This window comes from Alteromonas sp. DYW1 (assembly GCF_059752595.1).
This window is the reverse complement of the sequence record NZ_CM186038.1, coordinates 750,443-764,774: the sequence shown is the minus strand read 5'-3', so window position 1 is coordinate 764,774 and position 14,332 is coordinate 750,443. Positions and strand designations below refer to the sequence as shown.

Below are 14,332 nucleotides of genomic sequence, written 5' to 3'. Positions count from 1 at the left end.
TAGACGTTAGATGTCCATTCTGCAACCAATGAAACACCATTGTTCAACCACGGTTTTGCGGCTTATAGTTGAAATCAACTGTTTAAGCACTGGTTTTCTATCGCTTTGAAAATCCAGCTACTTGGGTGGCTCAAGCGCACCGGCTGGCGGTAACAGAAGCTTTTCTATTTTGTCGCGCGCAACTGTCAGTGTTATGTAATGATTATTTTCTGGCGTGCTATTGTATCCATTTGTACCTCACATATGGGCAAGTTGGCCTACTTTAGGGCTGCTAGAAAAAACTGTTCCAGATCACTTCTTATCTACTAGAGCTAACAATGTGAGTGACTGGGATTATTGCTTACGCGTAAATACCCATTCGTCGACACTGCTTAGCTTGGGCTCATACTGATAGCCTTCCGAAGCAAAATCTTTCAGCTTTTCGACATCGAGAATTTGGTTTTGCAAAATATACCGTGCCATTAATCCACGCGCTTTCTTGGCAAAAAAACTAATCACTTTGTATTGACCATTTTTAAAATCTTTAAATACCGGTGTAATTATTCTGGCCTTGAGTTGTTTTTTCTTTACGGCTTTAAAATACTCATTCGACGCCAGATTGACTAACACTTCGGAATTGGCATGCTCCAGTTGCTGGTTCAATACCTCAGTAATCTTATCACCCCAAAATTCATACAAATTTTTATAATCACCGGTGTTTAACGAGGTTCCCATTTCTAGGCGATAGGCTTGCATCAAATCTAATGGACGTAAAACGCCATACAGACCTGACAAAATGCGCAGATGCTGCTGAGCAAACGCGAGTTCATCGGTGCTAAGGGACTCCGCCTGCAAACCGGTGTATACATCTCCATTAAAAGTGAGTACTGCAGGTTTCGCGTTTGCGGCAGTAAATGGAAACTCGAAACTGTTAAACCTCTCAGCATTGAGTATGGCCAGCTTGTCACTGATTTTCATTAGCGATGAAAGCTCGGCGGGCGCAAGGGTGCGGCAGACATCCACGAGCGCTTTGGTTTCGTTCAATAATTCAGGTTGAGTGTTGCTAACATTCAACTTTACTGGATCAAGGTCAAGGTTTTTGGCGGGGGACAAAACAACTAACATAACAACAGTTTCACTTTCACTCATCTTGTGTTTACTAAGAAGATTGCGGCAATCTACAAAAAACCAAGCACTGACTAAAAATTATATTTAATTCCTGCAGATAACTAGCACTCCACAGCCGACAGTTATACCCTATGCACATTAAGAACTATGAGAATCCAATATGTCTGATCAATTAAGCGCTTTGCGCGCGATGACCACTGTCGTAGCCGATACTGGTGATATCGAAGCCATAAAAAAATATCAACCGGTTGATGCCACGACCAATCCTTCGTTATTGCTTAAGGCGGCTGAATTACCCCAATATGCAACGCTTATCGATGATGCTATCGCCTATGCCAAAGCCCAAGGCGGCTCGACTGCTGAGCAAGTGGATAATGCCAGCGATAAGTTAGCCGTCAGTATTGGTCATCAAATCCAACAAATCATCCCAGGGCGGATCTCGACAGAGGTTGATGCCCGCCTTTCTTTTGATACCCAAGCAACAATCGCCAAAGCGGAAAAGTTAATCGCACTATATGCAGACGCAGGCGTTGATAAATCGCGTATCCTGATCAAAATTGCCTCTACTTGGGAGGGGATTAAAGCTGCAGAATATTTAGAAAAGCAAGGGATTAACTGTAACCTCACTTTACTGTTTAGTTTCGCGCAAGCCCAAGCCTGTGCTGAGGCTGGAGTGTTTTTGATCTCGCCCTTTGTCGGTCGCATTTTAGATTGGTATAAACAGAGTACCGGTAAGAGTGATTATGCCGCAGCAGAAGACCCAGGGGTATTATCAGTAACGAAAATCTATAACTACTACAAGCAGCATGGCTACAGTACTGTTGTAATGGGAGCTAGCTTCCGCAATACTGGAGAAATCATCGAGCTAGCTGGGTGTGATCGACTCACCATCAGCCCCCAGCTTTTAGAAGAATTGGCAAATACCCCAGGAACCTTAACACAAAAGCTTGAACCAGCGACAACGGTTACAGCTAAACCCCCTGCACTAACAGAAAGCGAGTTCCGGTGGGCGCACAATGAAGACGCTATGGCGACAGAGAAACTCGCTGAGGGGATCCGCAACTTTGCAGCAGACCAGGAAAAGCTCGAAGCGTTACTGCAAGCGAAATTTTAGTCAATGCGATGCGCTTGCTTTCCAGCAGGGCTAAATTACACATTCAGCGCTCGCAAAGCGTTATCCCATGAAAGCTTAAAATGCATGGTTTGCTGAGTCTTGACTCAGCAAACCGGAATACTCAATAAACCCTATTCGTGTTTTCTCAAACCGCAACTAATCGACTCCCATCGAAACGAGTATAAAACACATTAATTTCCTGTACTCTTATCCAGCTGCTCTGACCATTCATTGCAATAAGAATTCCTGCACTTTTTAACTGCACAGCGTGCCAACAATCCTTTACTATAGTTACGCGTTCAATAACTCTCATATAAGGATTAAATATGCCTAACACCAATGCATCTGCTCAATGGCAAGCACTTAACCAACATGCCAAACGAATGGATGGCCAGCATATGCGAGACTTATTTGCGCAAGACCCAGCACGAGCAACGCGATATTCTGCAGAAGCTTGCGGCATTCACCTTGATTACTCAAAAAACCGTCTTGATGACGATCTGTTGGCAACGCTTTTTGAACTAGCCCGTGAATGCAAGGTGGAGCAACAGCGTGATGCCATGTTTGCTGGCGAGACAATTAATACAACCGAAAGCCGTGCGGTGCTGCATACCGCATTACGCAACTTCAGTGATAAAGCCGTGTATGTTAATGGTCAAAATGTTATGCCTGAGGTCAAGGCCACCTTAACTAAAATGCGTGCTTTCACGCAGTCGGTTCACAGTGGCGAACACAAGGGTTACACCGGAAGTGTGATCAAAGACATTGTTGCCATTGGTATTGGTGGCTCCTTTTTGGGCCCTAAAATCATGACCGAGGCATTAAAACCTCTCCAATCAGAGAAAGTTAATGTGCATTTCGTTGCGAACGTCGATGGTTGTCATATTCGGGATGTACTCGCCAAACTGGATCACCGCGAAACACTCATCGTAATGTCATCAAAGTCATTCACCACACAAGAGACATTGCAAAACACCTTATCGGCAAAAGCCTGGTTTCTATCTGCTGGCGGCAAACAACAAAACGTTGCTAAGCATTTCGTTTGTGTATCCTCAAACGTCAAAGCGGCACAAGAATTCGGCATCGCAAGTGATAATATTTTCCCTATGTGGGATTGGGTCGGCGGTCGCTATAGTTTATGGTCCGCCATTGGGTTACCGATCGCTCTTGCACTAGGGTTTGAAAATTTTGAGACCCTGCTCAAAGGCGCATTTGCCATGGATGAACATTTCCAACATGCACCAATAGAGAGCAACATGCCCTTTATTATGGCATTGCTCGGTATTTGGTACCGTAACTTTCAAGGTGCGCAAAGTCATGTTTTACTGCCCTACTATCACTATTTGCGCGGCTTCCCAGCTTATGTTCAACAACTCGATATGGAAAGTAACGGCAAACAAGTCAATCAAGCGGGCGAGCCGGTTACATGTGCCACAGGCCCAATCATTTGGGGCAGTGAAGGGACCAATGGACAACACTCGTTCCATCAGCTGATCCATCAGAGTAACACACTGATCCCTGCCGACTTTATCCTGCCACTCAGTGTTTATGACAATCAAAGTGATGCTGCGAAACAACACCATGCCATGTTGGCATCGAATTGTTTTGGTCAAACGCAAGCGTTAATGCAGGGTAAAAGTTATGCAGAATGCCTTGCCGATATGGCAAACAGCGATCTCGACGAACATGAAAAGACGCGCTTAGCGGCACATAAAACCATGCCAGGGAATAAACCAAGTAACATTTTGCGCTTTGAACGCCTTGACCCATTTACCCTTGGCGCATTAGTTGCTTTATACGAGCACAAGGTCTTTGTGCAAGGGGTTATTTGGGGCCTTAACTCATTTGATCAATGGGGTGTAGAATTAGGTAAAGTACTTGGTAATCAAGTGCTTGACGGAATTAATGGTAAGCGAGAATTAGCCCAGTTTGATGCGTCAACGGCAGCTCAAATTGCCGCTTTTCAACGCGTTCAAAGCACCAAATAAGTGCAAGTGCCCAGTAACCTAAATGTCATCAAATGTTAACCTAAAGTTAACATTTTGGTTTTATCTTGTAAGCCGTTGTGGTATTAATATCGAGTGAGTTGAGTAAGCTAAGTAGTATGCTTCGACAAGCTCTCGTAGTGTGCGCAAAAATAACTATAAGGAGATCGCCGTGAATAAAAAAGATGTATTCGCGATGGCAGATAGTGAAAATAAATCGAGCAAACAACGAAACAAAAAACGCAAATGGCGCGAAATTGAGGCGATTCAAGACCGCTTCAGATTAGAAAAAGAGCTCGCTGAATTCGATATGGATTTCGATTTGGACACCGCAATCAGATAAATTTAAACGGCCGCAAATTAGTGCGGCCGTTTTCGTTTATGTTGATAAGTTAAAGCTGCCAATCGATAGGTTGCTTGCGGTGCGCTACTAACCATTGGTTTGCGGCCGAAAAGTGACCGCAGCCAATAAACCCGCGATGCGCTGACAATGGCGATGGATGTGGTGCTGTTAGTATACAGTGTCGCTGACTATCGACTTTGCCTGCTTTACGCTGTGCATGCCCGCCCCAGAGCATGAATACTACGCCGTCTGATTGCGAGCTGATGGCTTCTATGACACGATCAGTAAACCGTTCCCAGCCTAATTTAGCGTGTGAATGCGCTTGGCCGTGTGTGACCGTTAATACCGTATTTAATAGCAGCACGCCCTGCGCTGCCCAATGCTGTAGGTCCCCATGCTCAGGGATAGCATAATCAGGATAATCTCGGGCGAGTTCTTTATAGATATTTTTTAACGACGGCGGCGGTTTTACCCCCTCCGGAACAGAAAAACACAAGCCATGCGCTTGGCCCTCACCGTGATACGGGTCCTGCCCCAAAATGACTATTTTCACCTCTGCAAATGGGGTTAATGCAAACGCATTAAAAACGAGCTCTTGCGGCGGATAAATGACCTCTCCTTGCTGGCGGCGCCGAGCAATTTCTTGCATCATCGCAACAAAGTAAGGCTGCTTTTTTTCCGCCCCAAGCACATCGCTCCAAGTTTTTACCATAACAAACTAGGTGAGCGTGGCAAACAGATAGGCTTTCAGTGCTGCGTAGTCAGCACTACTGTCCGTCGCCAGACTTTCTTTTCCAGCAACTTCAGCCAACGCTGGTGGCAGATTAATTGGACGCCCCAATACATTCTCAACTGACTCGCGAAATTTCGCGGGGTGTGCTGTACCCAAAAACAAGCCAGTTTCACCGTCTTGTAGGTGATGTTGCAGCGCTCGATACGCTACTGCGGCATGCGGTTCACTAATATAACCGAGCTTGGCGAGCTGCTTCATGGCCAATTGGGTGTAATCTTCATCCACCATTTCTCCAATGATGCACTCTGGCGCAATTTCATTCCGAGCAAGCATTGCTTCTATGCGCGGCCAATTATTTGGCTGGCTGACGTCCATTGCATTCGAGAGTGTCGCTATCGTTGGTTTAGGTTGCCATTTGCCAGTCCGTAAAAAACGCGGCACGGTGTCATTCAGATTTGTCGCGGCAACAAAGCGCTTAATTGGGAGTCCAAGGACTTTAGCGATAACACCTGCAGTTAAATTACCAAAGTTACCACTAGGAACCGACACTACCAACTGTTCGCGCTGGTCCTTGGGCAATTGCGCAACGGCCTCAAAGTAATAGCAAACCTGAGCCACTAAGCGACTAATATTGATAGAATTTGCTGAATTTAAATGCAATCCATCACGCACTTCAGGGTCGTCAAAGGCTTGCTTAACTAGCGCCTGACAAGCATCAAAATCACCGTCGATTGCAACAGTGTGAATATTGCCGCCTAAGGTGGTAAACAATTTTTCCTGTAGAGGGCTTATCTTGCCTTTAGGAAACAGGATCACCACATCAATGTTCTCGATACCATGGAACGCGTGCGCAACTGCAGCACCGGTGTCACCCGAAGTAGCCGTTAGAATTGTAATGGGTTGGCCATGGCTGATATTCGCCAAGCATTGCGCCATAAAGCGACCACCAAAATCCTTAAAGGCCAATGTCGGTCCGTGGAATAATTCCAAACAATACGTGTTGTCACTAATTGCTTCGATCGGTGCAGGGAAGTTAAAGGCAGTTGTCACGATGTCACGCAAAACATCAGGCGCTACATCATCACCAATGAGGTGCGAGAGTATTGCGATGCTGCGTTCTACCAATGGCATATCTAAAAGTTCGTCGACGTTTTCAAGTGCAACAAACTGTTCAGGGAAAAAAAGTCCCTGTTGCTTACCTAAACCTGTTTTCACGGCTTGGGAGAAATCTACGCGCTGTTCAGCGACTTTTAAATTGACTAAATCCACTCAATTTTTCTCACTATTATTCTGTTCTTGCCCCGCTCGCGGGAACCGTGCAGATATGACTAAATCCATCGTCGTTTTGCACATAATGTTGTTCTAAATATGTTTTGATGTTTTCAGCTTTACTAAGTTCATCACTGACACAAAACACCGTAGGACCAGACCCTGAGATACCGAAAGCTAACCCACCCAGTGCTAGCGTGGCTTCCCGTGCAGCATCAAATCCGGGTAACAGCTGCTTGCGCCAGGGCTCTGCAATCACATCATGAATAACACTCGCTGCGGTTACAGCATCTTGGCGATGTAAAGCATCGATAAACACACCGACCTGGCGCCCAAAGGTCAATACATCAGCACGCGGATATTGGTCAGGTAAAATTTCTCTTGCAGCGGCAGTCGACACGGATAAACCAGAGTAACAGACCACCCAGTACCATTGCGTCAGATTAGGTAAAACCCGACAAGGTGCCGTGTCCTCTCCGGTCATTAGCGTAATACCGCCCAAATATGCCGGGGCCACGTTGTCATAGTGCACACTACCACTGATCCGCCCCTCTAATTCGGCCATCATATTGAGCAATTGATCAGCTGAAAACTTCTGCTCCATAAACTCGTTTAAAGCATACAATCCCGCAACAATTGATGCCGCGCTGCTGCCTAAGCCGCTGCCGATGGGTAATCGTTTTTCTAGATGTAATGCCAACGGTGGCAGCGACTCTCCTTGTTTGGCGAGTTGCTCTGCATAATAGTGATAACATTGCATGACAATATTATCTTGCATCGCGCCAGGCAATCGATCAGCAAACTTACCTGACACCGTCAAGTGGGTTTGCGCTGCACGTTCCACCCGCACACTATCGCCCAAAGGAGTACCGTCGATAGGCTCTATTGCCGCCCCCAATATGTCAAAACCAAGGCTAATATTACCAATTGATGCGGGCGAATAGGCCGTTACCGGCACAGAATAACTACTGGACATCTTGTTTCCATGGCATGGTTCTTAAAATATCTGCAAAAACGCCTGCGGCCGTAACCGTAGCGCCTGCTCCATAACCCCTTATAACATAGGGAATCGGCTGATAATAGGCACTATGAATCGCTAACGCATTTTCACCATCTTTTACCGCCGCTAACGGGTGCTCCAACGGCACCTCTTCAATACTAACTTTGCATTTTCCATCGCTAATCGAACCCACATACCGTAATACCTTACCGGCTGATTTAGCTGCCTCAACCCGCTTAGAAAATTCAGCATCTAACGCTGGCAAATTGAGCAGAAACGTTTCTACCGAGCCTGACGCATCAAATTCTGCTGGCAATACTGACTCGATTTGTATATCCGTCAACTCTAACTTCATATTCGCTTCGCGCGCCATGATTAACAATTTACGCGCCACGTCCATACCGCTTAAATCATCTCTCGGGTCAGGCTCAGTATACCCCTTCTCACGGGCTATTTTAGTTGCTTCTGAAAGTGTTTTCCCAGCTTCCAATTCTCCAAACACGTATGATAAAGAACCGGAAAGTATTCCTTCGAACCGTACTAGGCTATCGCCTGCACTCAACAACTTTTGTAAATTATCAATAACCGGCAAGCCAGCACCGACAGTCGCTTCATACAAGTATTGGCGACTCGTCAACTGGGCCACATCGTGCAGTTGGTGATAGTACTTGAGAGATTTTGTATTGGCTTTCTTATTTGGCGTCACGACGTGAAATCCACTTTCTAAAAGACCTAAATACATATCCGCGACTGAATCACTGCTCGTACAGTCAACAATGACAGGGTTTACCAGCGCGTTATCGGACACAAAATCACTGATCGTTGCCGCTGAGAAGGCTTGCTCAGCCCCTGCTAAGCGGTCCTTCCAGCCATTGTTGAGATCAATACCTAAAGGATCAAGTAAGATTTTTCGGCTATTGGCAATGCCATAAACTGTCAAGCGTACGTTGCGCGCTAACAGCTGCGCTTGCTGCCGCTCTATTTGGGCAAGCAATGCACCGCCAACTGTGCCGCACCCAATCAGAAATACATCAATGGTGTGTGAATTAGAAAAGAAGTTTTGATGAATAACCTTCACAGCTTTTTTACCCTTGCGACCTTCAATGACGGTCGAAATAGAACGTTCGGAAGAGCCCTGAGCAATCGCAACATTGTTCACTCGAGCTTGTGCGAGTGCAGCGAAAAAGCGCGCCGCTAAGCCTTTTTGGTGACGCATTCCATCACCGACAAGTGTAACTATCGCAAGCCCCCTACGCACTTCAATCGGGTCAAGCAGTTGATTTGATAGCTCCAGTGCAAAAGCGTCTTCCAGCACATCCAAGGCTTTGGTTGCATCTTTTTCATGGATACAGAAACTAATGCTGTACTCACTTGAAGATTGAGTAATTAAACAAATCGAAATATTCGCATGGGCTAAGACCTCAAACACCCGACTGGCCATACCGACCATCCCTTTCATACCTGGCCCAGCAACATTAAACATGGCCATATCATCAAGCTGAGAAATCCCCTTCACACTGGTCCATTTAGTACTGGGCTCAGCACTGATCAAGGTGCCTAAAGCCGAAGGATTAAGGGTGTTTTTTATCCAGCAAGGAATATGAAACTGAGCAATCGGACCAATCGTCTTCGGGTGCAATACCTTGGCACCGAAGTAGGACAATTCCATCGCTTCCTGATAAGTCAATTTATCCAGCAATACCGCACCGTCCACTTGATTCGGGTCAGCATTGTATACGCCGTCAACATCGGTCCAAATTTCACAACATTGCGCATTGATGCAGGCCGCTAAGATAGCCGCGGAATAATCCGAACCATTGCGGCCAAGAGTAACCTTCTCGCCACAACTATTAGCCGCAACGAACCCCGGCATGATCAATAATTCTGAGCCATCCGTAGGCACATCTGCAAAGCGCGCCCGACTTGCCTGCAAATCAGCTACACTATCTAAATAGTCACCTTCAGCAAGCACATATTGCACAGGATCAATCACACGATTTTTAATACCAGATGCGCTGAGCAGATAGCTAAACAGAGTCACGCTGACATACTCGCCGATACTTAGGATACCGGCAGTTACTGCCGGCGGAGCCATACCTAATAATCTTACCCCTTCCAACTGCGCCGCTAGTGACGACAAACGTTCGTTGATAAAGGCAGACACTTGCTCTAAGTCAAAGTTAGGTTGGGCGGCATGTAACTCAGTGGCAATACTGTTTAAGGTCATTTCTAGCTTGGCAAATAGTTCACCAAAATCACGACTTTCAGCAGCTTCATCGCACAGTAACGATAGAGCATTAGTCACCCCTTTGGGTGCTGACAGAACTACTGCGGCTCCTTCGGTTACATGAGCTTGACGGCTAATTTCCACTACATTTAAGTAGCGTTGCGCATCCGCTAGAGATGACCCACCAAACTTCATAACCTTCATTGCCTAATCTCCTTACCTGTTCTCACCGCAAAAAAAAACCCGCTTGTTTTAAGCGGGCTTTCGTTGAATTAGCTATATGCACTAGCCAACGTCCGCCCTTAAAAAGGTGGTTGTCATCATGCCGGTAGTGCTAATAATTGTTTTCATGGGTGCAATGTGACGTATAGACGTCTAGATGTCAATACTGTTTTTCAAAATAACTACATTTGCAAACTTACGTGCCGCCACCGAGCCTTGTTACTTACTGTATCAAAGTCACCCTTAGGTTCAACACACAATGGATTGCAGACGCTGCATTCTCCGGCACGTTGGCACAATAAAGTTCCCATAAATAGATAAACCACCCGCGAAAATTCAAGGTATATCCCGCGGGTTAGCATCCCAATGTATTTTAAGTCTTATCCGATTACGGTTCCTAATGCGAGCCCCTCAGCCGAGGTTCCAACCGATGTGAAAGTTATTGGACCTACTGTTGCAAACAAAAAGTTAATGTGCTGGCGCACACCGTTTGCAATGCAACATGTCCGGTTGCGCGTCAGCCGCTTGCTAGGCAATCTCACAGCTCTACGCCTGGCTTGCGATAAAACACATTGCAAGCCCGCTCAAACTCCCCTACCTTATAAATCATATAAAACAGACAAATTAATCCAATGATTTTCATCCAATCTCAATTACAACGAATTGCGTTGTTCTGCGGAGTCGTAATCATGTCAACATCTTCGTTTGCCGCCGAGTGGCAAAACCCACAAATCGTCGCTGTCAATAAGGAGCCCGCGCGCGCAAATTTTCATGTCTTCTCTACGGAACCTGACACCTACACTGCGTTTCCTTGGGAGTATGACAACTATCTATTGTTGGATGGTGACTGGGCTTTCAAGTTACTTCCGCATCCGGAGGCTGATAATTTAGATTTTATCAGTTCCGGTTTCGATACTAGCCAATGGACAACAATGCCCGTCCCGGGGAATTGGGAAATGCACGGTGTGGGTTATCCTAATTACATCAATATGCGCATGGCCCACAGCGCGGCACCGGTCGCCGGCGAATTGCCTAGCGACAACAATCCTACCGGACTATACCGTAAACAATTTGAGCTACCCTCGGACTGGCAAGAACAACAGGTATTCATTCATTTGGGCGCAGTAAAATCGGCATTTTATCTGTGGGTCAATGGCCAATATATAGGCTACGCTGAGGATTCAAAAACCGCGGCGGAATTTAATATCACCAGCGCCTTGCAAGCCGGTCAGAACACGCTTGCATTGAAAGTGATCAAATGGTCCGATGGAACGTTTCTAGAGCTACAGGACATGTGGCGCTTAAGCGGTATTGAGCGGGAAGTTTACCTGTACGCAACCCCACAAACACGGCTGCAAGATATTCAAGTGGATGCAACCTTGACCAATAATTATCAAGACGGCCTCCTTAGCATTGCTACTACGCTGCAAGCCCACACAAAAAAGCCCGCAGCGGTTGCGGTGCAATATACCCTTACCGATAGTAGTGAAAAGGCTGTTTGGCAACATACCGCGGCAATCCAATGGTCACACCAAACGGCTGCGGTTCGCGCCCAAACCCAAATCAATAACGTTGCCCGTTGGAGTGCCGAAGCGCCGAACTTATATAACCTCAAAACGGTTTTGCTGGATGCCAATCAACAAGCGATACAACATACTTGGCAACGCATAGGCTTTCGTACTAGCGAATTACGGAACGGGAATATATTGATCAATGGCCAACCCGTGCTATTTAAGGGCGTTAACCGCCACGAACATGATCCTCAAACTGGTCACGTTATTACAGCCGAATCAATGCGCCGGGACATCGCGCTGATGAAGCAACTCAATATTAATGCAGTGCGGAACTCTCACTATCCGAATCACCCGTATTGGTATGACTTGGCTGACGAATTTGGTCTGTATGTGGTCGACGAGGCTAATATTGAGTCCCATGGAATTGGAGCCGCCAATCAAGGCCACTTTTATGATCCTGACGCCCATATGGTTAACCTGCCGAATTGGCAAGAGGCATACATTGACCGAGTACGTAGCATGTACGAGCGCAGTAAGAACCATGCGTCAGTTGTAATTTGGTCACTCGGCAATGAATCCGGTGACGGCGCAAACACTGAAATTCTTTATCACTGGTTAAAGGAACGTTCATCCTTACCCATTATGGCCGAGCAAGCACAGCTTAGGGCTCACACCGACATGTATGCACAGATGTACGCCAGCGTCGAATTAATGGAGCACTACGCGTTAATGGGCGAAACCCGACCCATGATTTTATGCGAGTATGAACATGCAATGGGAAACTCGGTGGGCAACCTTAATGATTATTGGGAACTGATCCGCAAGTATCCGTTATTACAAGGTGGTTTTATCTGGGACTGGGTCGACCAAACCATTCTCACACACGCTCAAGATGGTACCGCATTTTATGGCTACGGCGGCGATTTTGAGCCCGAAGGAGCCTACCATGACGGTAATTTTTCAGCCAATGGTTTACTCGCTGCCGACCGTTCGCTGCACCCCCATGCACATGAAGTTAAACATGTCTATCAACCCATTCAGGTCAGTGCAGCAAACCTAAATAGTGGCCACATTGAGATTTTTAATGAAAATTTTTTCCAAAATTTGGATAATATTGAAGCGACTTGGCGCTATGAACGGAATGGTCACCCCATCGTTTCAGGCACCTTAGATTTGACGGGCATTAAGCCACAAACCAACAAATCTTACACGCTTTCATTACCCGCTATTTTGACCGGTGAAAGGGATTTTCTTAGTCTCACATTTACCTTAAAAACCGCAACGCCCCTGCTTCCTGCTGGCCATATTGTCGCACAAGCACAGTTCCCTATGCCTTTCATGGCGGCGAAAACGCCGTCAAACCCAACAACTTCCGCGCAGCTAAGCCTTGTAGATGATGAAACAAACTTGAGCATTCAAGCCGCTAACGGAACCGTATATCGGCTGAACAAAACCAGCGGCTGGATTGAACAAGTGAGTGTCACTAATCACGCATTATTAAAGTCACCGATTATGCCTCACTTCTGGCGAGCTCCAACCGATAATGACTTTGGCGAAGATCTCCCAAACAAAGCAAAAGTGTGGCAATTTGCGGGCAAAAACGCTGAACTTCGCCAATTGAGCATAGATGATTCCTCGAGTGGTACACTCAAAGTGTTTACTGAACACACCCTGCCCGATGTTGAAAGTCGCTATCAGACAACCTATGTTTTTCAAACTGATGGTAGTGTGGATATTAATGTTTGGTTTTATGCGGCTCCGCACCGATTCTTTCCGGAACTACCGCGTATTGGCCATCGCTTTGAGCTTGCCTCCGAGTTTGCAACCGTAGACTGGTTTGGCCGAGGGCCACATGAAAATTACGTGGACCGCAACACTTCAGCGCTCATTGGGCGTTATCAAAGCAGCGTCGATGAGCTCAAGTATGATTATGTGCGGCCACAGGAAAATGGTCACCGCAGCGGGGTTTATTGGGTCAGTTTCACTAATTCTGATAAACAAGGGCTGCGTATCTATGGCTCTCCAACGCTAGGGTTTAATGCTGCGCATACCGATCTCTACGATTACGATCAATTCAGTAAGCAGGGCTTACATCCCCATGAGATTCCCGTTTATGAGAATATTTTTGTAAACATTGATTTTCGTCAGCGCGGTATTGGCGGCACTGACTCATGGGGTACCCCGCCGCTGTTGAAATATCGACTGCCTTGGCGTGATTATCGCTATGCAATCAAGATCGAGCCCTTTTCTGGTTCTGAGTAGCACTTAAGTTAAACAAACAATTAATTCTGAGGTCGTCCCAAGAGATAACGCAAAAAAGGCACCTGAGGTGCCTTTTTTATGCATTATTTGGTCATCAACTGAGCTAATACAAACCAAAGCGCTGTAAGGTCATGTGCAAACGCGCTGAGTCTACCGGTTTGGTAATAAAATCTAATGCTCCCAGTGATAATACGCGTTCCTGCATTTGCGGCTGGATATCACCTGACACCACAATAACAAAGACTTCAAGTGACTTTTGTTTGATCTGCTTAAGTACCTCAACACCATCCATAAAGGGCATGGTTAAATCTAAGAACAAAAGGCTAATGGGTCGCTGCTCTAAGATTTCCAGCGCTTGCTCTCCATTATCCGCAGTAAACACTTGCTCTGCCAAAGGCTCTGGTAAGCAACGTTTAACCATTTTGCGGGCGAGCGATGAATCATCACAAATGAGTACGGGAAACGCCATAACAGGTCCTCTATTATTATTCTTATGAACAGCGTTAGGGTAAGTTTTTATTGAGCCAAACTAGGCAAAATTCAACAAATTGGTCTT

10 protein-coding genes are annotated in these 14,332 nt (G+C 46.2%); 4 read left to right on the top strand and 6 right to left on the bottom strand.

All coding sequences use genetic code 11. The annotated features are described in order from the left end of the window. Positions 1-333 precede the first annotated feature (333 nt). A complete protein-coding gene (gene yaaA, locus AC121Z_RS03455) occupies positions 334-1,104 on the bottom strand; it encodes a peroxide stress protein YaaA (protein ID WP_498128136.1) in 771 nt (256 codons plus the stop codon). Positions 1,105-1,267: 163 nt separating this feature from the next. On the opposite strand from yaaA, the gene tal reads away from it, so the two are divergent. The 3 genes from tal (at position 1,268) to AC121Z_RS03440 (ending at position 4,549) form a co-directional block, all read left to right on the top strand. After that, on the top strand, positions 1,268-2,221 hold the full coding sequence (gene tal / locus AC121Z_RS03450) for a transaldolase (RefSeq protein WP_498126697.1): 954 nt from the start codon (positions 1,268-1,270) through the stop codon (positions 2,219-2,221). A 383-nt stretch (positions 2,222-2,604) separates the two neighbouring features. Then, positions 2,605-4,209, top strand: a complete 1,605-nt coding sequence (gene pgi / locus AC121Z_RS03445; RefSeq protein WP_498128135.1) for a glucose-6-phosphate isomerase — start codon at positions 2,605-2,607, stop codon at positions 4,207-4,209. 169 nt (positions 4,210-4,378) lie between these two features. After that, positions 4,379-4,549 carry a DUF3545 family protein gene (locus AC121Z_RS03440; protein WP_498126695.1) on the top strand — a complete coding sequence of 57 codons (171 nt, stop codon included), beginning with the start codon at positions 4,379-4,381 and terminating at the stop codon, positions 4,547-4,549. Positions 4,550-4,598: 49 nt separating this feature from the next. Here AC121Z_RS03440 and ung read toward each other — a convergent pair whose 3' ends face one another. From ung to thrA, 4 genes are read right to left on the bottom strand one after another with little or no spacing between them, the layout of a single operon-like run. Then, positions 4,599-5,261 (bottom strand): uracil-DNA glycosylase, encoded by a 663-nt coding sequence (gene ung / locus AC121Z_RS03435; protein ID WP_498126693.1) that lies wholly within the window; start codon positions 5,259-5,261, stop codon positions 4,599-4,601. Between the two features lie 6 nt (positions 5,262-5,267). Further along, entirely contained in the window at positions 5,268-6,551 is a 1,284-nt protein-coding gene (gene thrC, locus AC121Z_RS03430; protein ID WP_498126691.1) for a threonine synthase, read from the bottom strand. A gap of 16 nt (positions 6,552-6,567) precedes the next feature. Then, the gene (gene thrB / locus AC121Z_RS03425) at positions 6,568-7,527 is read right to left on the bottom strand and encodes a homoserine kinase (RefSeq protein WP_498126689.1); all 960 of its coding nucleotides are present in this window, start codon (positions 7,525-7,527) and stop codon (positions 6,568-6,570) included. Further along, positions 7,517-9,982, bottom strand: a complete 2,466-nt coding sequence (gene thrA, locus AC121Z_RS03420; RefSeq protein ID WP_498126687.1) for a bifunctional aspartate kinase/homoserine dehydrogenase I — start codon at positions 9,980-9,982, stop codon at positions 7,517-7,519. Before thrA ends, thrB begins: the two co-directional genes overlap by 11 nt. A gap of 707 nt (positions 9,983-10,689) precedes the next feature. Between thrA and lacZ the strand changes: the two genes are divergently transcribed. After that, positions 10,690-13,776 (top strand): beta-galactosidase, LacZ type, encoded by a 3,087-nt coding sequence (lacZ, locus tag AC121Z_RS03415; RefSeq protein WP_498126685.1) that lies wholly within the window; start codon positions 10,690-10,692, stop codon positions 13,774-13,776. Between the two features lie 103 nt (positions 13,777-13,879). Here the strand turns inward: lacZ and AC121Z_RS03410 are convergent, their stop codons facing one another. Further along, entirely contained in the window at positions 13,880-14,245 is a 366-nt protein-coding gene (locus AC121Z_RS03410; protein WP_100656641.1) for a response regulator, read from the bottom strand. Positions 14,246-14,332 lie beyond the last annotated feature (87 nt).